At 70.1% G+C, this 26,481-nt stretch carries 30 protein-coding genes and 1 pseudogene; 26 read left to right on the top strand and 5 right to left on the bottom strand.

Annotated features, from left to right (window positions below):
* The 16 genes from rho to SACSA_RS0101425 form a co-directional block, all read left to right on the top strand.
* On the top strand, positions 1-1,441 hold a 1,441-nt coding region (gene rho / locus SACSA_RS20980), incomplete at its 5' end, for a transcription termination factor Rho (protein WP_019812952.1).
* Between the two features lie 145 nt (positions 1,442-1,586).
* A complete protein-coding gene (gene rpmE, locus SACSA_RS0101495; RefSeq protein WP_019812951.1) occupies positions 1,587-1,814 on the top strand; it encodes a 50S ribosomal protein L31 in 228 nt (75 codons plus the stop codon).
* Between the two features lie 132 nt (positions 1,815-1,946).
* Positions 1,947-3,017: a peptide chain release factor 1 gene (gene prfA, locus SACSA_RS0101490; protein WP_019812948.1), complete on the top strand. Its 1,071-nt coding sequence runs from the start codon at positions 1,947-1,949 to the stop codon at positions 3,015-3,017.
* Between the two features lie 74 nt (positions 3,018-3,091).
* Positions 3,092-3,955, top strand: coding sequence for a peptide chain release factor N(5)-glutamine methyltransferase (prmC, locus tag SACSA_RS0101485; protein ID WP_019812946.1), 864 nt, complete (start codon positions 3,092-3,094; stop codon positions 3,953-3,955).
* Between the two features lie 59 nt (positions 3,956-4,014).
* On the top strand, positions 4,015-4,665 hold the full coding sequence (locus tag SACSA_RS0101480; protein WP_019812944.1) for an L-threonylcarbamoyladenylate synthase: 651 nt from the start codon (positions 4,015-4,017) through the stop codon (positions 4,663-4,665).
* A gap of 70 nt (positions 4,666-4,735) precedes the next feature.
* A complete protein-coding gene (locus SACSA_RS0101475) occupies positions 4,736-5,893 on the top strand; it encodes a glycosyltransferase family 4 protein (RefSeq protein ID WP_019812942.1) in 1,158 nt (385 codons plus the stop codon).
* A gap of 45 nt (positions 5,894-5,938) precedes the next feature.
* Complete coding sequence (locus SACSA_RS0101470) at positions 5,939-6,589, top strand: hypothetical protein (RefSeq protein ID WP_019812940.1); 651 nt, start codon at positions 5,939-5,941, stop codon at positions 6,587-6,589.
* A gap of 209 nt (positions 6,590-6,798) precedes the next feature.
* Positions 6,799-7,581 (top strand): F0F1 ATP synthase subunit A, encoded by a 783-nt coding sequence (atpB, locus tag SACSA_RS0101465; RefSeq protein ID WP_019812938.1) that lies wholly within the window; start codon positions 6,799-6,801, stop codon positions 7,579-7,581.
* A gap of 120 nt (positions 7,582-7,701) precedes the next feature.
* The gene (locus tag SACSA_RS0101460) at positions 7,702-7,941 is read left to right on the top strand and encodes an ATP synthase F0 subunit C (RefSeq protein ID WP_019808176.1); all 240 of its coding nucleotides are present in this window, start codon (positions 7,702-7,704) and stop codon (positions 7,939-7,941) included.
* A gap of 51 nt (positions 7,942-7,992) precedes the next feature.
* A complete protein-coding gene (locus SACSA_RS0101455) occupies positions 7,993-8,535 on the top strand; it encodes a F0F1 ATP synthase subunit B (protein ID WP_019812935.1) in 543 nt (180 codons plus the stop codon).
* 5 nt (positions 8,536-8,540) lie between these two features.
* Positions 8,541-9,362: a F0F1 ATP synthase subunit delta gene (locus SACSA_RS0101450; RefSeq protein ID WP_019812933.1), complete on the top strand. Its 822-nt coding sequence runs from the start codon at positions 8,541-8,543 to the stop codon at positions 9,360-9,362.
* Between the two features lie 64 nt (positions 9,363-9,426).
* On the top strand, positions 9,427-11,073 hold the full coding sequence (gene atpA, locus SACSA_RS0101445; RefSeq protein WP_019812931.1) for a F0F1 ATP synthase subunit alpha: 1,647 nt from the start codon (positions 9,427-9,429) through the stop codon (positions 11,071-11,073).
* Between the two features lie 6 nt (positions 11,074-11,079).
* Positions 11,080-12,006, top strand: a complete 927-nt coding sequence (locus SACSA_RS0101440) for a F0F1 ATP synthase subunit gamma (protein ID WP_019812929.1) — start codon at positions 11,080-11,082, stop codon at positions 12,004-12,006.
* A gap of 3 nt (positions 12,007-12,009) precedes the next feature.
* The gene (gene atpD / locus SACSA_RS0101435) at positions 12,010-13,443 is read left to right on the top strand and encodes a F0F1 ATP synthase subunit beta (protein WP_019812927.1); all 1,434 of its coding nucleotides are present in this window, start codon (positions 12,010-12,012) and stop codon (positions 13,441-13,443) included.
* A 129-nt stretch (positions 13,444-13,572) separates the two neighbouring features.
* On the top strand, positions 13,573-13,938 hold the full coding sequence (locus SACSA_RS0101430; protein ID WP_028661426.1) for a F0F1 ATP synthase subunit epsilon: 366 nt from the start codon (positions 13,573-13,575) through the stop codon (positions 13,936-13,938).
* A 27-nt stretch (positions 13,939-13,965) separates the two neighbouring features.
* The gene (locus SACSA_RS0101425) at positions 13,966-14,400 is read left to right on the top strand and encodes a DUF2550 domain-containing protein (protein WP_019812923.1); all 435 of its coding nucleotides are present in this window, start codon (positions 13,966-13,968) and stop codon (positions 14,398-14,400) included.
* Positions 14,401-14,495: 95 nt separating this feature from the next.
* Here SACSA_RS0101425 and SACSA_RS0101420 read toward each other — a convergent pair whose 3' ends face one another.
* Entirely contained in the window at positions 14,496-15,068 is a 573-nt protein-coding gene (locus tag SACSA_RS0101420) for a cob(I)yrinic acid a,c-diamide adenosyltransferase (RefSeq protein ID WP_019812921.1), read from the bottom strand.
* A gap of 179 nt (positions 15,069-15,247) precedes the next feature.
* Between SACSA_RS0101420 and murA the strand changes: the two genes are divergently transcribed.
* The gene (gene murA / locus SACSA_RS0101415) at positions 15,248-16,540 is read left to right on the top strand and encodes a UDP-N-acetylglucosamine 1-carboxyvinyltransferase (protein WP_019812919.1); all 1,293 of its coding nucleotides are present in this window, start codon (positions 15,248-15,250) and stop codon (positions 16,538-16,540) included.
* 31 nt (positions 16,541-16,571) lie between these two features.
* Here murA and SACSA_RS0101410 read toward each other — a convergent pair whose 3' ends face one another.
* Positions 16,572-17,450 (bottom strand): trypsin-like serine protease, encoded by an 879-nt coding sequence (locus tag SACSA_RS0101410; RefSeq protein WP_019812917.1) that lies wholly within the window; start codon positions 17,448-17,450, stop codon positions 16,572-16,574.
* A 59-nt stretch (positions 17,451-17,509) separates the two neighbouring features.
* The gene (locus tag SACSA_RS0101405; RefSeq protein WP_019812915.1) at positions 17,510-18,133 is read right to left on the bottom strand and encodes a LysE family translocator; all 624 of its coding nucleotides are present in this window, start codon (positions 18,131-18,133) and stop codon (positions 17,510-17,512) included.
* Positions 18,134-18,462: 329 nt separating this feature from the next.
* On the opposite strand from SACSA_RS0101405, the gene ehuB reads away from it, so the two are divergent.
* From ehuB to SACSA_RS0101380, 5 genes are all read left to right on the top strand, one after another.
* Positions 18,463-19,359, top strand: coding sequence for an ectoine/hydroxyectoine ABC transporter substrate-binding protein EhuB (gene ehuB, locus SACSA_RS0101400; RefSeq protein ID WP_028661425.1), 897 nt, complete (start codon positions 18,463-18,465; stop codon positions 19,357-19,359).
* Between the two features lie 13 nt (positions 19,360-19,372).
* Positions 19,373-20,083: an amino acid ABC transporter permease gene (locus SACSA_RS0101395; protein ID WP_019812912.1), complete on the top strand. Its 711-nt coding sequence runs from the start codon at positions 19,373-19,375 to the stop codon at positions 20,081-20,083.
* On the top strand, positions 20,080-20,736 hold the full coding sequence (ehuD, locus tag SACSA_RS0101390) for an ectoine/hydroxyectoine ABC transporter permease subunit EhuD (protein WP_019812911.1): 657 nt from the start codon (positions 20,080-20,082) through the stop codon (positions 20,734-20,736). The genes SACSA_RS0101395 and ehuD overlap by 4 nt, the downstream gene beginning before the upstream one ends.
* Positions 20,737-20,755: 19 nt before the next feature.
* Positions 20,756-21,520, top strand: a complete 765-nt coding sequence (gene ehuA / locus SACSA_RS0101385) for an ectoine/hydroxyectoine ABC transporter ATP-binding protein EhuA (RefSeq protein WP_028661424.1) — start codon at positions 20,756-20,758, stop codon at positions 21,518-21,520.
* A gap of 86 nt (positions 21,521-21,606) precedes the next feature.
* Positions 21,607-22,380, top strand: coding sequence for an enoyl-CoA hydratase-related protein (locus SACSA_RS0101380; RefSeq protein WP_019812909.1), 774 nt, complete (start codon positions 21,607-21,609; stop codon positions 22,378-22,380).
* A 12-nt stretch (positions 22,381-22,392) separates the two neighbouring features.
* Here the strand turns inward: SACSA_RS0101380 and SACSA_RS27130 are convergent.
* Positions 22,393-22,476, bottom strand: a pseudogene (locus SACSA_RS27130) (hypothetical protein); the annotation flags it as partial.
* A gap of 112 nt (positions 22,477-22,588) precedes the next feature.
* Positions 22,589-23,152 (bottom strand): NUDIX domain-containing protein, encoded by a 564-nt coding sequence (locus SACSA_RS0101375; protein ID WP_019812908.1) that lies wholly within the window; start codon positions 23,150-23,152, stop codon positions 22,589-22,591.
* A 171-nt stretch (positions 23,153-23,323) separates the two neighbouring features.
* On the opposite strand from SACSA_RS0101375, the gene nucS reads away from it, so the two are divergent.
* The 4 genes from nucS to SACSA_RS20975 all read left to right on the top strand — a co-directional run.
* A complete protein-coding gene (gene nucS, locus SACSA_RS0101370; protein ID WP_028661423.1) occupies positions 23,324-23,983 on the top strand; it encodes an endonuclease NucS in 660 nt (219 codons plus the stop codon).
* A gap of 99 nt (positions 23,984-24,082) precedes the next feature.
* Positions 24,083-25,087 carry a hypothetical protein gene (locus SACSA_RS0101365; RefSeq protein WP_232212802.1) on the top strand — a complete coding sequence of 335 codons (1,005 nt, stop codon included), beginning with the start codon at positions 24,083-24,085 and terminating at the stop codon, positions 25,085-25,087.
* 55 nt (positions 25,088-25,142) lie between these two features.
* Positions 25,143-26,141: a dihydroxyacetone kinase subunit DhaK gene (gene dhaK, locus SACSA_RS0101360; protein WP_019812902.1), complete on the top strand. Its 999-nt coding sequence runs from the start codon at positions 25,143-25,145 to the stop codon at positions 26,139-26,141.
* Positions 26,141-26,481: DAK2 domain-containing protein (locus tag SACSA_RS20975; protein ID WP_019812900.1), on the top strand; the 341-nt coding region annotated here is incomplete at its 3' end. The genes dhaK and SACSA_RS20975, both read left to right, overlap by 1 nt.

Below are 26,481 nucleotides of genomic sequence, written 5' to 3'. Positions count from 1 at the left end.
GACCCGCTCGCCGAGTTCCACTACGCCAACGGGGCCACCTGGAAGCAGGCAGGAGTCGGGCTCGCGCGCGGACGACGACTCCGGCAAGCAGCGCGGTGACGGCGGTTCTGACGGAGCCGCCGGGCAGCGTGACGGCGAGGGGCGCAAGCAGAACGGCAACCAGCAGGGACGCCAGAACGCGGGCCAGGGCGGCCAGGACGACGAGGAGCGCGGTGGCCGCCGGGGCCGCCGGTACCGGGACCGCCGTCGGCGCGGCCGCGGTGAGGGCGGCGGCGGCAACGAGACCGAGATCCGCGAGGACGACGTCCTGCTGCCGGTCGCGGGCATTCTCGACGTGCTGGAGAACTACGCGTTCGTGCGGACCTCCGGATACCTGCCGGGGCAGAACGACGTGTACGTCTCGATGTCGTTGGTGCGCAAGCACGGCCTGCGCCGGGGCGACGCGATCACCGGTGTCGTGCGGCAGCCGCGCGAGGGTGAGCAGCAGCGGCAGAAGTTCAACCCGCTCGTGCGGGTGGATTCGGTCAACGGGCTTGAGCCGGACGTCGCCAAGAAGCGCTCCGAGTTCCACAAGCTGACTCCGCTGTACCCGAACGAGCGGCTGCGGCTGGAGACCGCGCCGAACAAGATGACCACCCGTGTCATCGACCTCGTGATGCCGGTCGGCAAGGGTCAGCGCGCGCTGATCGTCTCCCCGCCCAAGGCGGGCAAGACGACGATCATGCAGGACGTCGCGAACGCGATCACCACGAACAACCCCGAGTGTCACTTGATGGTCGTGCTCGTGGACGAGCGTCCCGAAGAGGTCACCGACATGCAACGGTCGGTGAAGGGTGAGGTCATCGCCTCGACCTTCGACCGCCCGCCGTCGGACCACACCTCGGTGGCCGAGCTGTCCATCGAGCGGGCCAAGCGGCTCGTCGAGATGGGCCACGACGTGGTGGTGCTGCTTGACTCCATCACCCGCCTCGGCCGGGCCTACAACCTCGCCGCCCCGGCCTCGGGCCGCATCCTCTCCGGTGGTGTGGACTCGACCGCGCTCTTCCCGCCGAAGCGGTTCCTCGGCGCGGCGCGCAACATCGAGGGCGGCGGCTCGTTGACCATCTTCGCCACCGCGATGGTGGAGACGGGCTCGACGGGTGACACGGTGATCTTCGAGGAGTTCAAGGGCACCGGTAACGCCGAGCTCAAGCTCGACCGCAAGATCGCCGAGCGGCGCGTGTTCCCGGCCGTGGACGTCAACCCGTCCGGTACCCGCAAGGAGGAGCTGCTGCTCTCGCCGGACGAGCTCGCGGTGACCCACAAGCTGCACCGCGTGCTGCACGCGCTGGACTCCCAGCAGGCCATCGACCTGTTGCTGGACCGCCTGCGCAAGACCAAGACCAACATCGAGTTCCTGATGCAGGTCTCCAAGGGCGCGCCCGGCGGCGAGGAGGACTGAGGCGGCGCGCCCCGCCGGTGCCGGGAATACGGGCCCCGGCGGGGGCGTTCGCACGGTCTGGCAGACTTGTTCCGCTGACGTCCGGCTCCGGTTCACCTCGTGACACGGCGTCACGGGGATCCGGCGGCCATCGAGAGAGGACACCATGAAGAGCGGCATTCACCCCGACTACGTGGTCACCACGGTGACCTGTGGCTGCGGCAACTCGTTCACCACGCGCAGCACGAGCACCTCCGGCAACATCCAGGTGGAGATCTGCTCGGCGTGCCACCCGTTCTACACCGGCAAGCAGAAGATCCTGGACACCGGTGGCCGCGTTGCCCGCTTCGAGGCCCGGTACGGCAAGCGCCGCAAGGGCTCGGAGGCCAAGTAGCGTCGCCGACGGCGCTCGTTCCTGCCGCGTTGCCGGCAGGGGCGGGCGCCGTTTTCGTGTTCGCGGCGCCGGGTGCGCTCAGGCGAGCGTGTGCTGACCCTGGTACGCGCTGACGGTGAGAAAGGAACAGCGGTGGATTCGAGTTCCCTGCGGGGGCTGCTCGACGAGTACGCCGAGCTGGAGGACCAGCTGGCCGACCCGGCGGTGCACGCCGATCAGGCCCGTGCGCGCAAGCTGGGACGCCGGTACGCCGAGCTGGCCCCGGTGGTCAAGGCGTTGCACGAGCTGGAGTCGGCCCGCTCCGACCTCACCACGGCGCGGGAGTTCGCGGGCGAGGACGCGTCGTTCGCCGAGGAGGCCGAGCACCTGGCCGAGCGGATTCCGGCGCTGGAGGCGCGGCTGACCGAGTTGCTGCTGCCCCGTGACCCGCACGACGCCTCGGACGTCGTCATGGAGATCAAGTCCGGTGAGGGCGGCGAGGAGTCGGCGCTGTTCGCCGGGGACCTGCTGCGGATGTACCTGCGCTACGCCGAGCAGCGGGGCTGGAGGGCGGAGATCCTCGACTCGACGCCGTCGGAGCTCGGCGGGTACAAGGACGTCACCGTTTCGCTCAAGAGCCGCGGCACGGACGCCGACGGCGTGTGGGCGCGGATGAAGTTCGAGGGCGGGGTGCACCGCGTGCAGCGCGTGCCCGCCACGGAGTCGCAGGGACGCATCCACACCTCCGCGGCCGGTGTTCTCGTCTATCCCGAACCGGAGGAGATCGAGGTGGAGGTGGACCCGAACGATCTGCGCATCGACGTCTTCCGGTCCTCCGGACCGGGTGGTCAGAGCGTCAACACCACCGATTCGGCCGTGCGGGTGACCCACCTGCCGACCGGGATCGTCGTCTCCTGCCAGAACGAGAAGTCGCAGATCCAGAACCGGGCGCGGGCGATCCAGGTGCTCCACGCCCGCCTGCAGGCCATGGCCGAGGAGGAGGCCGCGGCCAAGGCCGCCGACACCCGCCGGTCCCAGGTGCGCACGGTCGACCGCTCCGAGCGGGTGCGGACCTACAACTTCCCGGAGAACCGGATCTCCGATCACCGCATCAACTACAAGGCCTACAACCTCGACCAGGTGCTCGAAGGCGAGATGGCCGGCGTGCTCGACGCGTTGTGCGCGGCCGACCGCGACGAGCGCATGGCCCGGTCCGAGGTGTGATCCGGGACCCCGCCCCGCCGGGTCCGGCCGGTGTGCCCGACGTGCGCAGCGCGTCTTCTGCCAAGCTTGACCGTGTGAGAAGACTGCCCCTGCGACTGGCGATCCTGGAGGCGACCCGCACTCTCGACCAGGCCGGTGTCGAGGCCGCGCGCACGGACGCGGAACTGATCGCCGCGCATGTGCTCGGCGTCGACCGCGGCAGGCTCCCGCTCGTGCCACTCATCGATCCGCCCGTCGCGGAGGAGATCCGGGCCCTTGTCGAGCGCCGTGCGCGGCGGGTGCCGCTCCAGCATCTCGTCGGCCGTGCGGCGATGGGCGGCATCACCGTGGAGGTCGGCCCGGGCGTGTTCGTCCCGCGCCCGGAGACCGAGCTGCTGCTCGACTGGGGACTGACCTTGCTGCGGGGCCGCCGGTATCCCGTGGTCGTGGATCTGTGCACCGGCTCGGGTGCGCTCGCGCTGGCTGCCGCGCACGCGCGTCCGGACGCGGTGGTCTACGCGGTGGACAACGACGCCGAGGCGCTGGCCTGGGCACGGCACAACGTCGACCTGCGCGCTCGCGAGGGCGACACCCCGGTGCGGCTCTACACCGGCGACGTGCGCGACGAGACGGTCTTCGCCGAGCTCGACGGGTTGGTGGACCTGGTGTTGTGCAACCCGCCGTACGTGCCGGAGGGCACGCCCGTGCCGCCGGAGGTGGCCGAGTTCGACCCGCCCCAGGCGGTGTTCGCCGCCGACGACGGTCTCGCCGTGCTGCGTGACGTCGTGGCGACCGCGGCCCGGCTGCTGCGGCCGGGAGGCGGGGTGGCGGTCGAGCACGACGACACCCACGGCGGCAGCGTGCCGCCTCTGCTGCGCCGCTACGCGGTGCTCACCGACGTCACCGCGCACCCGGACCTGGCCGGACGGGACCGCTTCACCACCGCTCGGCGAGTGTGAGGCGCCAGGAGGACGGCGGCGCGGCGAGGCCCGAGGGCGGATCGCTAAGCTTGGCCCGCATGAGTGCGGTGTACGACTGCGAGGAACCGGCGAGCAGGGCGGACGGGCTGGCCGCCGCGGCCACGGCGGTGCGCTCGGGGAGACTGGTCGTCCTGCCGACCGACACGGTCTACGGGATCGGCGCGGACGCCTTCGACTCCGCCGCGGTGCGCGCGTTGCTGCGGGCCAAGCACCGCGGGCCGGACATGCCGGTCGGCGTCCTCGTCGGCTCGTGGTCCACAGTGGATGGACTGGTTCTGGGGCTGCCCGATCGCGCTCGGGCGCTGATCGAGGCGTTCTGGCCCGGCGACCTTTCCCTGGTCCTCCCGCACGCGCCGAGTCTGCGCTGGGACCTCGGGAGCACGCGGGGCACCGTGATGTTGCGGATGCCGCTGCACCCCGTCGCCCTGGAACTGCTGCGCGAGGTGGGCCCGATGGCGGTGTCCAGCGCCAACGTCTCGGGCAGCCCGCCCGCCGCGACCGCGGGGCAGGCGCGCGAGCAGCTCGGTGACTCGGTGGCGGTCTACCTCGACGGCGGTCCCAGCGGGGAGGCGGTCGCCTCGACCATCGTCGACCTGACCGGCGGTGAGCCGGTGCTGCTGCGCGAGGGGCCGGTCACCGCCGAGGCGGTGTCCGAGGTGGTCGGCGTCGAGGTCGGCCCGGCGCGGTGAGTGTGACGGGTAGCGGTAGCGTTGCCGACCGTGAGCCAATCGTGTGTCGCCGCCGGGAGTTGACGGGGGCGTGAACTCCGCTGTGTCCGCCGGGCTCCCCATCCGCGAGTACGTGCTCGTCGGTCTCGTCTCGGCCGCGTTGACCTTCCTGCTGACCGCGCTCGTGCGGCGGTTCGCCCTCGGGGTGAAGGCCGTCGCCGTGCCGCGCGCCCGCGACGTCCATGTCGCGCCGATGCCGCGCATGGGCGGGGTGGCGATGTACTTCGGCGTGGTCGGCGGGATGGCCATGGCGCACCAGCTCCCCGTGCTGCGGCGCGCGTTCGAGTACTCCTACGACCCCGTCGCCGTGCTCATCGGCGGCGGCGTGATCGTGCTGATCGGCGCGCTCGACGACCGGTTCGAACTCGACGCGTGGACCAAGCTCGCGGGACAGGTGATGTGCGCGGGCATCCTCGTGCTGTTCGGCGTGCAGTGGGTGTCACTGTGGGTCCCCTGGGGCGGAGACACCGACGCGCTCGGCCAGGTCCTCATGTTCGACCGCAACCAAGGCGGACTGCTGGCCGTGGTGCTGGTCGTGGTCATGGTCAACGCGATGAACTTCGTCGACGGGCTCGACGGGCTCGCCGGGGGACTCGGGTTCATCGCGGCGGCGGCCACCTGTGCCTTCTCGCTGGGGCTGCTGGCCTCGTCGGGCGGGGACGTCGGCACCTACCCGCCCGCGCTCATCGCGGCCACCCTCGCGGGCGCGTGCCTCGGGTTCCTGCCGCACAACTTCCAGCCCGCGAAGATCTTCATGGGCGACTCCGGGTCGATGATGATCGGACTGATGCTCGCCGCGGCGAGCACGTCCGCCTCCGGCCGGATCAACTACAGCTCCTTCGACGCCACCGACGTGGTCGCACTGCTCTCGCCGCTGTTCGTGGTCGCCGCCGTGCTGTTCTTGCCATTGCTCGACCTCATCCTCGCCGTCGTGCGGCGCACCCGGCGGGGGGAGAGCCCGTTCGCGGCCGACAAGATGCACCTGCACCACCGGCTGCTGGAGATCGGCCACTCCCAGCGCCGCGCCGTCCTGTTGATCTACCTCTGGGCCGGTCTGCTCGCCTTCGGCGCGGTGGCGGTCACGATCTTCGACACCGTGGCCGTGTTCTGGGTCACGTGCGCCGGTCTGCTGGCCGCCGCGGCCGTGTCGCTCGTTCCCCGGCTCAGACGGCCGCGCGAGCGGGCCTGACGCCTACACTGGCTGTCGAATCGGCACGTCGAGCGGAGTGGGTGGATGAGCGAAGTGGACGGCGAGCCCGGCGCGGGCGCGGCCGGAACCGGCGGTGCGCGATCCGGCGTGCCGACGGGCGAGCACGCGCGGACGCGGCCGGAGCCGGACACGACCCGGACCGCCCTCTCCGACATCCCCGCGCCGGAGGCCCCCGGGCCTGAGGCGGACACACGGAAGGCGGATACACCGGAGGCGGAGGCGCGCGCGGAGCACGCCCGGTCGGTGCACGCGCTGGCCGCCGCGATGCTGCGCTGGGGGATGTCCTTGGCCGTGCCCACGTCGTTGATCACTGTGGCGATCGCCACTCTTCTGGGTGGTGAGCCCGGCCTCGCCGGTGCCGCGTTCGGAGTCGTGCTGGGCTTCGGCTCGGCGCTGGTGACCCTCACGATGATGCGCCTGGCCGCCCAGCGGTCGGTCAACTCGCTGCTCGGCTTCGCGCTCGGCGGGTACGCGGTGAAGATGACACTGTTGTTGCTGGTCATGCTTCTGCTGGACGGTGTCGCGACGGTGAGCGGGCCCGCGCTCGCGTTCGGGATGCTGGCCACCGTCGTCGCCTGGGCCGCCGCCGAGGTCGTCGCGTTCCTGCGGACGCGGACACCGACGCTGGTCGTCCCCTCTCTCGATGCGTACCGGGTCCGCCACACGGAGGATTGACCACCGGATGCGAAAGCCGCGATCGGGACTATCCAGGAGTACGCACGTACGGCTTTCGGGGCGCTCCTGGTAGGGTCCGCGGCAGGTCGCATCCCCGGGCGGGGGATGCCCTGCACGGTGCCGGAGGTGTATCCGGTACGTTAAGTCCAGGTTTGTGACGATTCCCCCGGCGGAGTGAACGCCGGCCGGGAGAACCGGAAGGAGCCCAGTTGGGCGCGCTGGTACTAGCCGCGGGTGACGAATTCACGCCGCCGACGGCGGAGGCCTTCGATCTGCCGCCGATCTTCGCCGGGATCACCAAGCCCATGGTGCTCGTCGTGCTGTCGGTGGTCATCATCGCAGGGTTCTTCCTGCTCACCAGCCGGAAGATGAGCATCGTGCCGGGCAAGGGCCAGTTCCTCGTCGAGTCGCTCTACGACTTCGGGCGGAACAACATCGCCCGCGAGCAGATCGGCGCCGGCGAGTTCCTGCGCTTCGTGCCGCTGATCCTCACCCTGTTCACGTTCATCCTGGTCAACAACCTCTTCGGTCTCGTGCCGATCCTGCAGTTCCCGACGATGTCGCACATCGGGTTCCCGCTCGCGCTGTCGGCCCTGGTGGTCTATCCCGTCTACCACTACGCGGGTATCCGCAAGCACGGGCTCGGGGCGTACCTGAAGAACCAGCTTTTCCCGCCGGGTGCGCCGAAGGCGGTCTACCTCCTGCTCGCCCCGATCGAGTTCTTCACGAAGTTCATCATGAACCCGATCACACTGGCGATCCGGGTTTTCGCCGCGATGTTCGCGGGCCACCTGCTCATCATGCTGTTCGCGGTCTCGGCCGAGTACCTCCTGCTGCACGGCGGCGGGTTCCTCAGCGTGATCTCCGCGTTCTCCTTCGCGGGAGCATTGGCGGTGACCTTCATCGAGGCCCTCATCATGGTGATCCAGGCGTTCATCTTCGCGTTGTTGTCGGCCAACTACATCGGGGCGGCGCTGGCCGAGTCGCACTGAACCGTCCCCCGGTGGGTCGCCGACGTGTTCACACGCGTAGGTGACGCCCGTTCGACACCCAGGCAAATCCTCCGTTAACGGAAAACGGACGAAGTTGGAAAGGGAATACACGTGAGCTCCATGCTTCTTGCCCAGCAGGCCGCCGAGACCGACATCAACTCCGGTCTGGCCGTCATCGGCTACGGCCTCGGTGCCATCGGTGGTGGTATCGGCGTCGGGATGATCTTCTCCTCGGTCATCAGCGGCACCGCCCGCCAGCCGGAGGCGCAGGGCAAACTGATGAACATCGCGTTCACCACGTTCGCTCTGGTCGAGGTGCTCGCGCTGCTCGGGTTCGTTCTCTTCTTCCTCGCCGGCTGACCGCGGGGCACCCGCACCGGCTGTGAGTAACCAGACGAAGTGGAGACGGCGATGATTCTGGCGCAGGAAGAGTACAACCCCGTTCTTCCGCACGTATCCGAGATCATCATCGGTCTTGTCGCTTTCCTTCTCCTGCTGTTCGTCATCACGAAGTTCGTGAAGCCGCGCTTCGAGAAGCTCTACGAGGAGCGGGCAGCCAAGATCGAGGGCGGTATCGAGAAGGCCGAGAAGGCTCAGGCCGAGGCCGAGCAGGCGCTGGCGCAGTACAAGGCGCAGCTGGCCGAGGCGCGCAGCGAGGCCGCCAAGATCCGTGACGACGCACGGGCCGAGGCCGAGCAGATCAGGGAAGAGCTGCGCGGGCAGGCAGAGGAGGAGGCGCGCCGCATCGTCGCGCAGGGCGAGGCGCAGCTGCAGGCCCAGCGGGCCCAGCTCGTCACGGAGCTCCGTGAGGATCTCGGGCGCAACGCCGTCGCGCTCGCCGGCCGGATCGTCGGCGAGTCGCTCGAGGACGAGGCTCGCAGGCGGGGCACCGTGGACCGGTTCCTCGACGAGCTCGAAGCCAGTGGCAACGGTGCGGCCGGAGCGAGGAAGTAGGGCTGATGACGCTGCATGCTGCGAGCCGTGAGGCTCTGAGCTTCGCCGAGAGCCGTCTCGACGAGGTGCTCGGCGACGCGGGTTCCGCTCCGTCCGCCGTCGGGGAAGAGCTGCTCGCCGTGGTGGAACTGCTCACCACCGAGGTCGGGCTGCGCCGTGCCGTGTCGGACGGCTCGTCGGACCCGGAGGCCCGCACGCGGCTGATCGGCGCCCTGCTGCGCGACAAGGTGTCGGCGCCCACGCTGACCGTGCTCGAAGCCGTGGTGGGACAGCGTTGGTCGAGCCCGCGCGAGCTGGTCGACGGTGTCGAGCACCTCGGTCGGACCGCCCTGCTGGTCGGTGCGGAGAACGCGGGCAAGCTGGACGCCGTCGAGGACGAGTTGTTCCGGTTCGCCCGTATCCTGGACGGCAAGCCCGAGCTGGAGAAGGCGCTGGCCGAACGGTCGGCGTCGGCTGAGGCCAAGCGCGGTCTCGTTCGCCAGCTCGTCGCGGACAAGGTCGACCCCATCACCAAGGTGCTGGTCGAGCAGGTGGTGCTCCGTCCGAGCGGTCGCAGCGTGACGCACGGCGTCGACGGCCTGGTCGAGATGGCGGCGCGGCGCCGGGGACGTGTGGTGGCCCGCGTGACCAGTGCGGGCGAACTCTCCGCCGAGCAGCGGGAGCGGCTGGCCGCGCGGCTCGGCGCGCTGTACGACAGCCCGGTCGCGTTGCACGTGGAGCTGGACGCCTCGCTCGGTGCCGGGCTGGTCGTCAGGGTCGGCGACGAGGTGATCGACGGCAGCGCCGCGGGCAGGCTGGAAGCGGTGCGCAGGCAGCTGGCCGGATGAGGCGCGCCGGCGACATGACACATACTTTGCACACTGGCAAGAACGAAGTGAGAGCGGGAACGACATGGCGGAGCTGACGATCTCCTCGGATGAGGTCGCCAACGCGATCGAGAACTACGTCTCGAGTTATTCCCCGGACGTGAGCCGGGACGAGGTCGGCGTCGTCGTCGACACCGGCGACGGTGTGGCCCACGTCGAGGGACTGCCGTCCACCATGGCCAACGAGCTGCTGGAGTTCCCCGGCGGAGTCCTCGGCGTCGCGCAGAACCTCGACCCGCGCCGGATCGGTGTCGTCATCCTCGGTGACTTCAACACGATCCAGGAAGGCCAGGAGGTCAAGCGCACCGGCCGAATCCTGTCGATCCCGGTCGGGGACAACTTCCTCGGCCGTGTCATCGACCCGCTCGGCAAGCCGGTCGACGGCCTCGGCGACATCGAGTCCACCGACCGGCGCGCGCTCGAGTTGCAGGCGGCCTCGGTGGTCGAGCGGCAGCCGGTGTCCGAGCCGTTGCAGACCGGCATCACCGCCATCGACGCGATGACCCCGATCGGTCGCGGCCAGCGCCAGCTCGTCATCGGTGACCGCAAGACCGGCAAGACCGCCGTCTGCGTCGACACGATCATCAACCAGAAGGCCAACTGGGACAGTGGCGACCCGTCCAAGCAGGTGCGCTGCATCTACGTCGCGATCGGCCAGAAGGGCTCCACGATCGCGGCGGTGCGCAAGTCCCTCGAGGACGCGGGCGCGATGGAGTACACGACCATCGTCGCCGCCCCGGCCTCCGACTCGGCCGGGTACAAGTGGCTGGCTCCGTACTCGGGCTCCGCGCTCGGCCAGCACTGGATGTACGACGGCAAGCACGTGCTGATCGTGTTCGACGACCTCACCAAGCAGGCCGAGGCCTACCGCGCGATCTCGCTGCTGCTGCGTCGCCCGCCGGGCCGCGAGGCGTTCCCCGGTGACGTCTTCTACTTGCACTCCCGCCTGCTCGAGCGCTGCGCCAAGCTCTCCGACGAACTCGGTGGCGGCTCGCTGACCGGTCTCCCGGTGATCGAGACGAAGGCCAACGACATCTCGGCCTACATCCCCACCAACGTCATCTCGATCACCGACGGGCAGTGCTTCTTCCAGTCGGACCTGTTCAACTCGGGCCAGCGCCCGGCCGTCGACGTGACCACCTCGGTCTCCCGTGTGGGCGGTGACGCGCAGATCAAGGCGATGAAGACGGTCGCGGGGTCGCTGCGCATCGACCTGTCCCAGTACGAGGAGCTCAAGGCGTTCTCCGCGTTCGCCTCGGACCTGGACGCCTCGTCGAAGGCCCAGCTCGATCGCGGTGCCCGCCTGTACGAGCTGCTCAAGCAGCCGCAGTACTCCCCGGTTCCGGTCGAGCAGCAGGTCGTCACGGTCTACCTCGGGACGAACGGCCACTTCGACGATGTGCCGATCGACGACACCGAGCGGTTCAACAGCGAGTTCCTCGACAGCCTCCGGCACAAGAAGTCCGACATCCTCACCGAGATCAGGGAAGTCGGCAAGTGGACCGACGACCTGGCCGAGCGGGTCGTGGCCGCGGTGACGGAGTTCAAGAAGGAGTTCACGACCTCCGAGGGCGGCTCGCTGGTTTCCGAGGCCGGGGTCGAGCCGATGGCCGCGGACAAGGTCGGCCAGGAGTCGGTGAAGGTGCACCGCACCGGCGAGAAGGAAGAGTAGGCAGCCATGGCCGCGCAGCTCCGTGAGCTCCGGCAGAAGGTCCGGGCCACCAAGTCGATCGGGAAGATCACCAAGGCGATGGAGCTCATCGCCACCTCGCGTATCACCAAGGCGCAGGCGAGGGTCCAGGCGGCGCGCCCGTACGCGGCGGAGATCACGAACGTGCTCTCCGCGCTGGCGGGCGCGGCGACGAGCCTCGACCACCCGCTTCTGGTCGAGCGCCCGAACCCGACTCGGGTCGCGGTGCTCGTGGTGACCAGTGACCGCGGTCTGGTCGGTGGCTACAACGCCAACGTGCTGCGGGCCACCGAGGAGCTGCTCGCGCTTCTGCGGCAGCAGGGCAAGCAGCCCCAGCTCTACGTGATCGGCAGTAAGGGCGTGAACTTCTACCGGTTCCGCGACCGCGAGATCGCGGGGAACTGGACCGGGTTCTCGCAGCAGCCGCACTACGAGAACGCCGCCGAGGTGGGCGAGACACTGGTCAGCGAGTTCCTCGCGGGTGCCGACGGCGAGGGCGCGGGTACCGAGGGTCTGCGCGGTGTGGACGAGCTGCACCTCGTCTACACCGAGTTCCGCTCGATGCTCACCCAGACCCCGGTGGCCAAGCGCATCGCTCCGCTGGAGGTCGAGTACACCGAGGAGCCGGAGGGCATTCCGCCCGCCTACGAGTTCGAGCCGAACGCCGAGCAGTTGCTGGGTGCCCTGCTGCCGAAGTACATCAACACGCGGATCTTCGCGGCGTTGCTGGAATCGGCGGCCTCCGAACTGGCGGCTCAGCGCAACGCCATGAAGTCGGCCTCGGACAACGCCAGTGAGCTCGTCGAGAGCTACACCCGCCAGGCGAACCAGGCCCGCCAAGCCCAGATCACGCAGGAGATCAGCGAAATCGTCGGTGGGGCAAACGCACTCGCCGCCACAGGAAGTGATGTGTAAGCCATGACTGCCGTGCAGGACACAGCAACCGCGACCACGGGGCGGATCGTCTCCGTCACCGGCCCGGTCGTCGACGTCGAGTTCCCCCGCGGCTCGATCCCGGAGCTGAACAACGCGCTCAAGGTCGACATCGAGTTCGCCGAGCTCCGCAAGACGGTGACGCTGGAGGTGGCTCAGCACCTCGGTGACAACCTCGTGCGCACGATCTCGCTGCAGCCGCAGGACGGTCTGGTGCGGGGCGCCGAGGTCACCGACACGGGCGGGCCGATCTCGGTCCCGGTCGGCGACAAGGTGAAGGGCCACGTCTACAACGCGCTCGGCGAGTGCCTCGACGAGCCCGGGTACGGCGACGACCTGGAGCGCTGGGGCATCCACCGCAACCCGCCCGCGTTCGACCAGCTCGAGGGCAAGACCGAGATGCTGGAGACCGGGCTGAAGGTGATCGACCTGCTCACCCCGTACGTGCAGGGTGGCAAGATCGGTCTGTTCGGTGGTGCCGGTGTGGGCAAGACGGTGCTGATCAAGGAGATGATCACCCGTGTGGCCCGCAACTTCGGTGGTACCTCGGTCTTCGCCGGTGTCGGCGAGCGCACGCGTGAGGGCACCGACCTGTTCCTCGAGATGAGCGAGGACGGCGTCATCAACGACACCGCGCTCGTGTTCGGGCAGATGGACGAGCCGCCGGGCACCCGTCTGCGCGTGGCGCTGTCCGCGCTGACGATGGCGGAGTACTTCCGCGACGTGCAGAACCAGGACGTGCTGCTGTTCATCGACAACATCTTCCGGTTCACCCAGGCGGGTCAGGAAGTGTCGACCCTGCTCGGCCGGATGCCGTCGGCGGTGGGCTACCAGCCGACGCTGGCCGACGAGATGGGCGTGCTCCAGGAACGGATCACCTCAACCCGTGGCCGGTCGATCACGTCGATGCAGGCGATCTACGTGCCCGCCGACGACTACACCGACCCGGCTCCCGCGACGACGTTCGCCCACCTGGACGCCACCACGGAGTTGTCGCGGTCGGTGTTCCAGAAGGGCATCTTCCCCGCGGTGGACCCGCTGGCCTCCAGCTCCACGATCCTGGACCCCGCGATCGTCGGTGAGGAGCACTACCGGGTCGCCTCCGAGGTCATCCGCATCCTGCAGAAGTACAAGGAACTGCAGGACATCATCGCGATCCTCGGCATGGACGAGCTCTCGGAAGAGGACAAGCTGACGGTGAACAGGGCCCGCCGTATCGAGCGGTTCCTGTCGCAGAACATGCTCGTCGCCGAGGTGTTCACCGGGCAGCCGGGCTCCACGGTGCCGATGGCCGAGACGATCGAGTCGTTCGACAAGATCGCCAAGGGCGAGTTCGACCACTACCCGGAGCAGGCCTTCCTGGGCATCGGTGGCCTCGAGGACCTCGAGAAGAAGTACAAGGAGATCACCGGCAAGTGATTCCGGCGAGCGGCGGGGTGGCGTCCACTGTGGATGTGCCCCGCCGTTCGTGTATATCGCCGGTGTGCCCATGCGCGGGGACGCCCAGTACACTGGGCCGAACGCGTGGGAGTCGCAAAGGAGAGCTTCGTGGCTGAGATGTCGGTCGAGGTCGTGGCCGTCGAGCGCCGCCTGTGGTCGGGCGAGGCGAGTTTCGTCGTGGCGCAGACCACCGAGGGCGAGATCGGTGTCATGCCCGGTCACGAGCCGGTCCTGGGCCAGCTCGTCGAGGGCGGCATCGTCAAGGTGACCACCACCGACGGCCAGACGGTCACCGCCGCGGTACACGGCGGGTTCCTGTCCGTCACCGGCGACAGCGTGAGCGTGCTCGCGGAGTCGGCCGAACTCGGCGAGGAGGTCGACGTCGAGCGGGCCCGCCGGGCGCTGGTCGAGGAGGACGAGGCCGAACGGGCCAGAGCCTCCGCACGGCTCCGGGCGGCTGGTCAATCGGTCTGACCGGGCGAGAGCGAGCGGGAGCCGGCCATGGACGTCACCACTGCGATCCTGGTGCTCCTGCTCGCGTTGCTCGCCGTCGCCGTCTGGTACACGCTGCGCTGGGTGCGCATGCGGCGACTGGGCGGCGTCAGCGTCGCCCTGCGGTGGAACCCGGATCGGGCGCGTTCGGGCTGGCATCTCGGTATCGGCCGGTACCAGGGCGAGGAGTTCGTCTGGTACCGCGTGTGGAGCCTGCGCACCGGCCCGGACCGCGTGTTTCACCGGGAGGCCCTTTCGATCGCCGGTCGCCGCGCTCCCGTCGGTACGGAGTCCTACGCGGTGCCGACGGGGTCGGCGGTGCTGCGCTGTGACACCGAGCACCAGGGGCCCATCGAACTGGCGATGGGCCCCGGCGCGCTGACGGGCTTTCTGTCCTGGCTCGAGTCGGCGCCTCCCGGCCGCCGCGTCCCCCGGGCGAGCTGAGCGCGGCGGTCCGCGCGTGCCCGTCGGCGGACGGACTCGCACGGGACCGCCTCGGCCACCGCACTCCGCGGGTGTGGCCGGGGTGGTGGCGACGGTCAGTGCTCGCCGCCCGGCTTCCAGAGGACGTCACCGTCCGGGTTGGCGACTCGGGCGAGGATGAACAACAGATCCGACAGCCGGTTCAGGTATTTCACGGCGAGCGCGTTGGTCGTGTCCGGCTCGGCCTCCAGTAGCGCCCAGCCCGACCGTTCGGCGCGGCGGGCGACGGTGCGCGCCTGGTGCAGCAGTGCCGCGCCCGGGGCGCCACCCGGGAGGATGAACGAGGTGAGCGTGCCGACGCGCTCGTTGAACTCGTCGCACCAGCCCTCCAGTCGTTCGATGTAGGAGTCGGTCACCCGGAGCGGGGGGTACGGCGGGTTCTCGACCACCCGCGTGCTCAGGTCGGCGCCGACGTCGAAGAGGTCGTTCTGCACGGTCCTCAGGACGGTCGTCAGCTCCTCCGGCAGGTCGCCGAGTGCGATGGCGACCCCGACGACGGAGTTGGTCTCGTCCACATCGGCGTAGGCGCCGAGGCGCGGGTGCGTCTTCGCCACCCGGCTGCCGTCGCCGAGCGCGGTGGTGCCGCTGTCGCCGACCCGGGTGTAGACGCGGTTGATCCGTACGGACATGACGGCAGTCTACGGCCGCCGAGGCGAAAGCTGTGCCACACCGGCGTGCGCCGTGTGCGGCGGATTCCGTATCGTCCTGTGGTGTCCGAGCGTTTCAATCTTTGCCGAGCTGTGACCTGTTCGGTCGGGGCAGTGCCCCAGAGCACAGGCCCGAACCACGCCCGGCATGATGGGCCACCATGAGCGAGCACTTCGATGTGTACGGCGGTGCGCGCCTGGTCGGCGAGGTCGACGTCGTGGGCGCCAAGAACAGCGTACTGAAGCTGATGGCGGCCGCCCTGCTCGCCGAGGGCACCACCACGATCCGCAACTGCCCGCAGATCCTCGACGTCCCGTTGATGGCCGACGTGCTGCGCAGTGTCGGCTGCACGGTCGAGATGGAGGGAGACCTCACGCGGATCACCACCCCCGCCGAGCTGTCGCACCACGCGGACACGCCTGCCATGGGCAAACTGCGCGCGTCGGTCTGCGTGCTGGGACCGCTGGTGGGCAGGCTGAAGAAGGCCGTCGTCGCGTTGCCCGGCGGGGACGCCATCGGCTCGCGCCCGCTCGACATGCATCAGAACGGCCTGCGCAAGCTCGGGGCGACCAGCACCATCGAGCACGGTTGCGTGGTGGCCGAGGCCGACGGCCTGCACGGCGCCCAGATCTGGCTAGACTTCCCCAGCGTCGGCGCGACCGAGAACATCCTGATGGCGGCGGTGCTGGCCAGGGGAACCACGGTCATCGACAACGCGGCGCGCGAACCCGAGATCATCGACCTCTGCGTGATGCTCAACGAGATGGGCGCGCGCATCGAGGGCGCGGGAACGTCGACGCTGACCGTCGAGGGCGTCGATGTGCTGCATCCGACCGAGCACCGGGTGATCGGCGACCGCATCGTCGGGGCGACCTGGGCGTTCGCCGCCGCGATGACGCAGGGCGATGTCACCGTGACCGGCGTCAACCCGCATCACCTCGACCTCGTGCTCGAGAAGCTGAGGCTGGCCGGTGCCGAGATCACCACGTTCGACGACAAGGGATTCCGCGTCGAACAGGACGGCAGACCCCAGTCGGTCGATTTCGTGACCCTGCCCTACCCGGGTTTCGCCACCGACCTCCAGCCGTTCGCCGTGGCGCTGTCGGCCGTGTCCGAGGGTACGTCGATGATCACCGAGAACGTCTACGAAGCGCGGTTCCGGTTCATCGAGGAAATGGTGCGGCTCGGTGCCGACGCGCGCACCGACGGGCATCACGCGGTCGTGCGCGGGGTGGACAAGCTCTCCAGCGCTCCGGTGTGGGCTTCGGACATCCGCGCGGGCGCGGGGCTGGTACTGGCGGGCCTGTGCGCCGAGGGGGTCACGGAGGTGTGGGACGTCTTTCACATCGACCGCGGCTACCCCGAGTTCCTCGAGAAACTGGCCAGGCTCGGCGCCCGCGTCGACCGTGTGGCCACGGAGCCGGAGCGGGTCCTCGGCGAGGAGACCGCCTGAGCGACCCGCTCCGGCGTGCCGCCGGACCCCCTCAGGGCAGGGCGACGAACCGCGACAGGAACGAGCGGGCGCCCTGCGCGTCGAGCCGGTAGGTGACGTTCGTGGCATAGCACGGCACGTCACCGGTGATGGTCGTGGAGACCAGCACCCGGCGTCCGTCGAGCATCGCGAAGTTCGGGCCGCCCGAGTCGCCGTAGCAGGCGCCTCCGTTGTCCTGCTCGGTGATCATGGAAAGACGCACCCACGTCGGGTTGAGCGCGTTGAACGACACCGGCGCCCGCATCCGCACGCCACCGCCCGGGTGGACGTGGCCGCCCGGGCCGCGGTGCGCCTCCTGCGTGCCGTACCCGGCGACCACGAAGTCGGTGGCGTCGAGGGTGTGCCGGTCGAGGTCGTCGAGTGCGCCCTGCCGCGGCAGTGTCGCGGGGGTGAACGACCACCGTTGCGCCATCGCGGCGCCGTCGACCTCGATGACCGCGATGTCGTGCGAGTCGGCGGAGTCGCCCGGGTAGCCGGGGTCGGCGTGCGCGGTGCCCGGGACACCGACGGCGTCGGCGACGGCCGAGGTGTCGTCGCCGAACCGGTCGGCGGCGGAGTCGAGGGCGGCACGCACGTCCTGGTCGAGGGAGACGTGGAACCGCGCGCCGTCGGGCCATCCGGCGACGCAGTGTGCGGCGGTGAGGAAGGTGTCGTGGTCGATCATCGTGCCGGAGCACATCCAGTCGACCGCGTCGGGTGTGGCCGGGTCGGCGTCGTGGTCCCAGGACACGACGAGCGCACCGACCTCCGTGCGTTCGGGAGCGGGCACGGAGTTCTCGGAGCTGATCGCGGAGGCGGTGGCCGTGGCCGCGAGGACGGTGGCGAGTCCGGTGGCCGCCACCACGGCGGTGCGTCGCAGGTGAGTGAGCATGCCGGTTTCTAGCATCCTCACCGGCCGAGCGGTACCGGCTTTCAGCCGGGTTCCCCTCGTCAGCCCTCGGCCGCCAACGCCGTGCCGAAGCCGATCAGGGTCGTGCCCGTCGCCACGTCGAGCGCCCTGCGCACGGCGCGGCGTTGCAGCCACGCGCGGACCTTGTGCACGAACAGCACGAGCAGCAGCAACCACACCGCGCCCAGGACCGCGACGGTGTAAGCCAGCAGCAGGCTGTCGGTGATCGTGCCGCGCACCGGGTCGAGGAACTGCGGCAGCACGGAGAGGTACAGCGCCAGCACCTTCGGGTTCGTCACGTTCGACAGGAACCCCTCGCGAAACCGGCGGAAACCACTCGACCGGGTGCCCGCCGCGTCGAGGGTCGCGTAGTCCCCGCGCCAGGCCGAGCGGATCGCCTGCACGCCGAGGTAGCAGAGGTAGACCACGCCGAGCCAGCGCAAGGTGTGGAACACCGGCTGCGAGCTGACGATCAGCGTGCCCAGCCCGAACGCCACCGCGGTCCCCTGGACCACGTTGCCGGTGGCGATGCCCGCCGTGGCGATCAGGCCACCGCGGAAACCACCCGCGAACGAGTTCTTCAGCGTCACCACGGTGTCGGGTCCGGGCGCGAGGACGACGAGGACGACGAGGACGAGGTAGCTGCCGTACGTACTCCAGGTCACGTTCGCCCAGCCTAATGGGTGGCCACCGTCGGCCACCGCGTCGATCGGTCGAGGTTCCGGTGGGGGCTCCCGGCCACGCTCCGACACGATCGGGCCCCGGGATGCGGTCCGGTCGGCGGTGTCGCTGACCCGGTACGTGCACAGCCGACCGCGACGGGGTATCCCACCACGGCGGTGAGCCGTCTCGTGTGGACGACCCGCCGGTCGTCGGCCGCTTCGCGCGTGAGCGGCCCGGGATCCACCGCGGGCGGACAAGTCGTGCGCTCTCCTGGCCGGCCGGGTGTGACCTCGGCGCGGCCCCGCGGGAGTCGATCGAGAAGGAGTGCGGGATGACGCACGGTCAGTGGTCACGGAGAGAGTTCTTCCGGCGCTCGGCGATGATGGGTGCCGTCGCGGTGGGCGGCCCGACGCTGCTCTCCGCCTGCCAGACGACCGGGGACGGGGGCGACTCGCTCCAGGCGGCGCGGGACTCCGGGTCGATCCGGGTCGGGATCGCGAACGAACAGCCCTACGGCTTCGCCGACGAGAGCGGCAACGTCACCGGCGAGGCCCCCGAGGTCGCGCGGGCGGTCTTCTCCGCACTCGGCATCAACCAGATGCAGGCTCAGGTCGTCACCTTCGATCAGCTCATCCCGGGCCTGAACGCCGGTCAGTACGAGATGGTCACCGCGGGCATGTTCATCACACCCGAGCGGTGCGGCCAGGCGGCGTTCTCCATTCCGGACTACACCGCGTTCACCGCGCTGCTCGTCCCGGAGGGCAACCCGAGAGGCTTGATGAACTTCGAGGACGTCGCCGCGCAGGGCGCGTCGCTGGCCGTGCTGGCCGGGGCCGTGGAGAAGGGATACGCCACCTCGGCCGGTGTGGCCGAGAACGCCATCCGCACCCTCGACACACAGGACAGCATGCTGCGCTCGGTGATCGACGGCCGGGTGGACTGCGCCGCGCTCACCGACATCTCGCTCAACTGGCTGGCCGATCAGAACCCCAACGCCCCGGTGGAGGTCACCGACGGGTTCCAGCCGATCGAGAACGGCGAGCCCGTCGTCTCGGCGGGTGGCTTCGTGTTCCGTCAGGACGACGAGCCGCTGCGTGAGGCGTTCAACGGCGAACTGCGCAGGCTGCACGAGAGCAGTGAGTGGGTGCGCATCGCGGAGCCGTTCGGCTTCGGTCAGGAGAACGTCCCGGGCCCGAACATCACCACCGAGCGGCTGTGCCGCGCGTGAGCAGGGGTGGCGGGTGTTCGACAACATCGGTCTGATCTTCACGTCCCTCATGCGGGGTCTCCCCGCGACGGTGCTCGCCACGGTCGGGGGAATCGCGCTCACCGTGGTGCTCTCGTTCGTCGCAGGTCTCGCGCTGCTCGCGCCGTCACGCACGGTCCGGTTCTTCACCCGGGTCTATGTGGAGGGATTCCGGGGCACCTCCGAGGTCGTGCAGTTGTTCTGGATCGTGTTCGTGCTGCCCGTGCTCGTCGGGTTCGAGTTCATCCCGCTGGTGGCCGGGATCATCGTCCTCGGCCTCAACCACGGCGCCTACGGCGCCGAGATCGTGCGGGGCGCGGTGCAGGCGGTGCCTCAGCCGCAGCACGAGGGCGCGATCGCGTTGAGCCTGGGGCCGGTCGACCGCATGGTGCGCGTGGTGCTGCCGCAGGCGGTGGTGGAGATGCTGCCGTCGTTCAACAACCTGTTCATCCAGTTGCTCAAGGGCACCGCGCTGCTGTACTTCATCTCCGCGGGGGAGATCACCGAGCGCGGGCAGCTACTCGCTCCGGCGCTGCCGATCTCGCAGCTCGTCCCGATCTATGTGCTCGAACTGCTGATCTACCTCCTGCTGGCGGTTTTGATCACGATCGGCATGCGGTGGCTCGAACGTGTCGGGGCGCGCAAGCTGGGACGCAGGCCCGCCAGGCGTGGTCGCTCGACCGCGCTCGCCGGGACAGCGACATGAACTGGAACTGGGACCGGGTCACCGACGCGCTGCCGTTCCTGCTCGACGGCATCCTCGTGACCCTGCGCATCACGGTGCTCGGCGCGCTGCTCGCCTACGCGCTCGGCCTGGTCTTCGCGCTCATCCGCCGGATGCGCCCGCCCGTGCTGAACCAGGTTGTGTACCTGTTCGTCGAGCTGGTGCGCAGCACCCCGCTGCTGATCCAGGTGTTCGTGTTCTTCTACCTGCTCCAGCCCGCCTTCGGGTTGACGTGGTCGCCGTTCATCACGGGCGTGCTGGCGTTGGGGGTGCACTACTCGGGCTACACCTCCGAGGTGTACCGGGCCGGGATCGAGGCGGTGCCGAAGGAGCAGTGGGAGGCGGCCACCGCGCTGAGCCTGCCGCGTCCGCGCGTGTGGAGTTCGGTGATCCTGCCGCAGGCGGTGCCGCGCGTGCTGCCCTCGCTCGGCAACTACACGATCTCGATGTTCAAGGAGACGCCGCTGCTGCTGGCGATCGGCGTGGCCGACGTGCTCAACCAGGCCAGGGAGGCCGCCTCGCAGACGTTCAGCTACGTGGAGCCGGTGACGATGGCCGGCGTCTTCTTCCTGGCCGTGAGCTACCCGGCCTCGATTCTCGTCAGAAAGTTGGAACGCCGTGTCGGAACCGTCTGACCGTCCCGTGCCCGACGTGATGATCCGGTTCGACCGGGTCCTCAAGAAGTTCGGCGAGACCGTCGTGCTGCGGGATCTCAGCTTCGAGGTGCGGCCGGGCGAGTTCGTCGCCCTCATCGGGCCGAGCGGTTCCGGTAAGACCACCATCCTGCGCCTGCTGATGACGTTGGAGCGGGTCAACGGGGGCACCATCCAGGTGGGCGACGAGTATCTCAGTCACACCGAACGCGGCGGCAGGCTCGTGCCCGCTGACGAGAAGCACCTGCGCAGGGTCCGCAGGCGCATCGGCATGGTGTTCCAGCAGTTCAACCTGTTTCCCAACATGAACGTGCGGCGCAACATCACCGAGGCGCCGATGCGGGTGCTGGGCAAGTCCCGCCGGGAGGCCGATGCCCGCGCCGAGGAGCTGCTGGACATGGTGGGGCTCGGCGACCGCATCGACGCACACCCCGTGCAGCTCTCCGGCGGCCAGCAACAGCGGGTGGCGATCGCCCGCGCGCTGGCGATGGAGCCGGACGTGCTGCTGCTGGACGAGGTCACCTCGGCGCTCGATCCGGAGCTGATCGCCGGTGTGCTGTCGGTGCTGCGGGAGATCGCGCGCACTACCGACATCACGTTCCTGTGCGTCACCCATGAGATGCAGTTCGCGCGGGATGTCTCCGACCGGATGATGATGTTCGACCAGGGACAGGTGATCGAAGAGGCGCCGCCGGAGAAGCTGTTCTCCGACCCTGAGCAACCGCGCACCCGCGAATTCCTGCACGCGGTACTCGGCCGGTCCTGACCCGCCACCGGGAAGGGGCAACTCGCGAGCGGGAAGGGGCAACTCGCGGGTTCTGAAGGGGCGACTCGCGGGGTACGGTCGCGCGCATGGGTGAGTACGAACACGTCGTCGTGAAGCGCGAGGGCGACACCGTCACGATCACCATGAACCGGCCCGCGCGGCGGAACTCGCTGTCCGAGGCACACCTGCGGGAGCTGCTGCGCGCGTTCACCGAGGTCGCCGACACCGACGCGACCGGCGTCGTGCTCGCCGGCGCGGGGCCGGTGTTCTCCGCCGGGCACGACTTCGCCGAGGTCGCCGCACGCGATCTCGGCGGCGTGCGGGAGTTGCTCCGGGTCTGCACCGAGCTGATGCGCGCGATGCGGTCGGCGCCACAGGTGGTGCTCGCCCGCGTGCACGGGTTGGCGACGGCGGCCGGCTGCCAGCTCGTGGCCTCGTGCGACCTCGCGGTCGCGGGGGAGTCGGCCTCGTTCGCGCTGCCCGGAGGCAAGGGCGGCTGGTTCTGCCACACGCCCGCGGTTCCGGTGGCCCGCTCGGTGGGGCGCAAGCGGCTGATGGAGATGGCGCTCACCGGCGATCCGATCGACGCGGCGACGGCACTCGACTGGGGCCTGGTCAACCGCGTGGTGCCGGACGACGAGCTGGACACCGCCGTCGCCGACCTCCTCGGCCGGGCGTGCAGGGGCAGCCGGGCGGGCAAGGCACTCGGCAAGCGGACGCTCTACGCCCAGCTCGACCGCCCGGAGGACGACGCGTACGCCCTCGCCGTCGAGGTCATGGCCTCCACCTCCCAGCTCCCGGGCGCCCGGGAGGGGATGTCCGCCTTCCTCGAAAAGCGCACCCCCTCCTGGCCGGACTGACCCGCCCGCGAGTTGCCCCTTCCCGCCCGCGAGTTGCCCTGCCCCGTCCGCGAGTTGCCCTGCCCCGTCCGCGAGTTGTCCCTTCCGGGACGGCAGCCGCCGCGGCCACCCGCGTGCCGCCCCGAGCGCCGTGAGCCCGTTCGGCGGGTGTGCGTCGCGGAGCGAGCCCGCTCGTCGGCCGCGGCGCTCGCGATGTCGCGCCTGGGAGTCACCCCCAGGAGGGAAGTCCGTCGCTTCCTCGGGTCGTGCGCTCGCGCAGCAGAAGCAGGGCGTACGCGGCGAGCGACTGGGCGTCGGTGATCTCCCCGCGCGCGATCATGGCCTCGAACTCCGCGCGGTGGAACCACCCGGTGCGCATGTCCTGCTCCTCGTGCTCGCGGTCGGCCTCTCCCTCGCCGAGGTCGGTGGCGAGGAACGCCCGGCCGCGCTGGCTCGACAGCCCCGGTGCGACGTCCAGCAGTCCCAGCTCGACCATGCTGCCCGCCGACAGCCCGGTCTCCTCCCGCAGCTCACGCGCGGCCAGCTCCGGGGCCGCGAGATCCGCCCGGCCGGGTGCGGTGCCCTGGGGGAACTCCCAGCGGCGCAGCCCGAGCGGGTACCGGAACTGCTCCACGAGGTGCAGCCGGTCACCGTCGAGCGGGATGATCAGCGCGTAGTCCGGCTTGTCGACAACGCCGTAGATGCCATCGGACCCGTCGCCGCGCCGGACGGCGTCCTCACGCACGGTCATCCAGTCGTTCGCGTAGACCTCACGGGAGGCGAGTTGCTCCATGAGCGTGATTGTCCCCTCCCGACTCCGCACGCCCCGCGCGGCCGTCGCCTGCCGAGACCCCGGACACGGCGTGCGGCCGGACGTGGGCCCGCCTGAAGCCATGCGGAAAAGGCGAATGGCACGCCGGGCCCTACCGCCGCGTCGCGGCTGCCGGTCGCCTAGTCTCTCGGCGTGCGTTTGGTAATCGCTCGGTGCCAGGTCGACTACGCGGGTCGCCTGACCGCCCACCTCCCGATGGCCACCCGGCTGCTGCTGGTCAAGGCGGACGGGTCCGTGTCGGTGCACTCCGACGACCGGGCCTACAAGCCCCTGAACTGGATGAGCCCGCCGTGCTGGCTGATCGAGGACGGCAACCTCTGGATCGTGGAGAACAAGGCGGGCGAGAAGCTCGTGGTCACGATCGAGCGGGTGATCGACGAGATCGACCACGATCTCGGCGCCGAACCCGGCCTTGTCAAGGACGGCGTCGAGGCGCACCTGCAGGAGCTGCTCGCCGAGCACATCACGACGCTGGGCCAGGGCTACTCGCTGGTCCGCCGCGAGTACCCGACCGCGATCGGCCCGGTGGACATTCTCGCCCGCGATGCCGAGGGCGCGGCGGTGGCCGTCGAGATCAAGCGGCGTGGCGAGATCGACGGTGTGGAGCAGTTGAGCAGGTACCTGGAACTGCTCAACCGGGACCCGCTGCTCGCGCCCGTGCAGGGGGTGTTCGCCGCGCAGCAGATCCGCCCGCAGGCCCGCACGCTCGCCCACGACCGGGGCATCCGCTGTGTGACCCTGGACTACGACGCGCTGCGCGGTATCGAGACCGACGATCTCCGGTTGTTCTGACCCTGCCCGCGCCGGGCGGCCACCGTGCTCGGGCGCGGCGGGACCACCGTGACGCGCATACCCACCCCGTCCGTCGGTCGCAGCGGATACCGTGCGGTCGTGTCGATTCGTGCCGGGACCCGTGGGGGGTCCGTGCTGGGGCTTGTCGTGCTGGGAGCGGTCGTGCCGGGGCTGCTCGGCGGTTGTGCGGGCGAGGACCTGTCGAAGGCCAACTTCGAGCGCACCACCGTACGGGCCGAACCGCGGACCGGACAGGGCGCGGTGCCGGCAGGGCCGATCGACGACCCTGCCGTGGCACTGGAACGCCTGCGCGGTGTCGACGCGTGCGCGCTGCTGTCGGGCCCCGCCGTGTCCGGCTACACCGAGCAGGAGGACCCGCGCCGGGTCGACTGGGGCGTGTGCCGCCGCACCCTGGTCGATGTGGGAGGCAAGGAGTTCTCGTTGTGGCTGGATCTGGGCCAGACCAGCTCCGCCACCGACGCCACGGGTGAGGTCGCCGGGCTGCCCCTCGTGGAGCGCACCGATGGTGACACCACCTGTTACGCCACGGCGATCACCTCGCGGGAGACCGACCTGGGCATCACGGTGTGGGCCGACTACCCCGACGGCGGGGATTCGTGCGGGACCGCGACCTCGGTGCTCGCGGGCGTGGTGGAGCGACTGCGCACCGACCCGCCGTCCGCCGAGCAACCGGAGGGGTCGCTGCGAGAGGCGGACCCGTGCGGCGTGGTGAGCGACGACGTGCGGGCATCGGTGTTCGACGGCGAGAGCACCGCGCGGCCCGCGGGTCTGCACGTGTGCGCCCTTGGGGAAGGACGGGCCACGCTGCGCGTCACCTTCCGCGTCGGGTTCCCGATCCAGGACGCCCCTGAGGACGGGGAGCGGATCACGCTCGCGGGCGGGGCCACCGCCGTGCGCGAGCCGGGTACCACCGAGACCGCCGAGTGCGATGTGCGCTGGCAGCACCGAGGCATCGACGAGTACGAGGCCGAGCTGGTCGGACTGTCGTATTACGACTACAGCGAGGCCGCCGACACCGCGTCGGCCTGCGCCCACGTCACCCGCGTCGCCGAGGACGTGATGACGACACTGCCGTCCGGGTAGATGTTGGCTAGGTTGAGAACAGGCCCGCCGTCCCTCGCCGCTTTCGGAGGTAGCCGTGAAGAAGATCCTCAACGATCCCTCGACGGTGGTCAGCGATTCCCTCGCCGGCCTCGCCGCCGCCCACGCCGACGTGCTGCGCGTGGAGTACGACCCGGCCCACGTGGTGCGGGCCGACGCGCCCGCGCCGGGGGTCGCGATCATCTCGGGTGGCGGGTCCGGCCACGAGCCGCTGCACACCGGATTCGTCGGGCACGGCATGTTGCACGCCGCCGTGCCTGGTGCCGTGTTCACCTCTCCGACACCGGACGCGGTGCAGGCGGCCATTTCGGCCACCACGGGCCAGGCGGGCGCGCTGCTGGTGGTGAAGAACTACACCGGCGACGTGCTCAACTTCGAGACGGCGGCCGAGCTGGCCTCCGCGGAGAATCTCGACGTGCGCAGCGTGGTCATCGACGACGACGTCGCGGTGGCCGATTCCACCTTCACCGCGGGAAGGCGCGGGGTCGGCGGCACCGTCTTGCTCGAGAAGATCGTCGGGGGCGCGTCCGAACGGGGGGACACGCTCGACGACGTGGAGTCGGTCGCGCGCAAGGTCGTGGGCCAGGTGCGTTCCGTCGGGGTGGCGCTGACGGCCCCGACCGTGCCGCACGTGGGCGAGCCCAGCTTCGAGCTCGGGCCCGACGAGATCGAGTTCGGTATCGGCATCCACGGTGAACCCGGCAGGGAGCGCCTTCCCACCGAGCGGGCCGAGGAACTGGTGGACCGGATGGTCACCGCCGTGGCCGAGGACCTGCCCCTGTCGGGGGGCGACGAGGTGCTGCTGTTCACCAACTCCATGGGCGGCACGCCGTTGCTGGAGACGTACCTGGCGCACGGCATCGCCGAACGGAAGCTGGCCGACCGGGGCATCAGCGTGACCCGCAGGCTCATCGGCCCCTACATCACCAGCCTGGAGATGCAAGGCATCAGCATCACCGTGCTCCGCATGGACCGGGAGCTGGCCGACCTGTGGGACGCCCCGGTCCACACCCCGTCGCTGCGCTGGGGGATGTGATGAGCTGTGGAGCGGACGATGTCGCCCGGGCGATCCGGGCGGCCGCCGACACCGTCGCCGAACATCGCACCGAACTGACCGATCTGGACCGTCCCATCGGCGACGGCGACCACGGCGAGAATCTCCACCGCGGGTTCACCGCCGTCCTCGCGGGTCTCGAGACGGTCCCCGAGACCCCGGCCGCGGTGTTGAAGCTGGCCGCGACCACGCTCATCTCCAAGGTCGGGGGCGCCGCGGGCCCGTTGTACGGGACGGCGTTGCTGCGCGCGGCCACGGCGGTGGGCGAGGCCGAGCGAATGGACGCGGCGTTGGTCGCGGCCGCGCTGCGCGCCTCGCTGGA

The sequence above is a fragment of the Saccharomonospora saliphila YIM 90502 genome, assembly GCF_000383795.1.
GTDB classification, from domain to species: Bacteria; Actinomycetota; Actinomycetes; order Mycobacteriales; family Pseudonocardiaceae; genus Saccharomonospora; species Saccharomonospora saliphila.
Note: the sequence above shows the minus strand (reverse complement) of the source record. Positions and strands in the feature narration are given on the sequence as shown.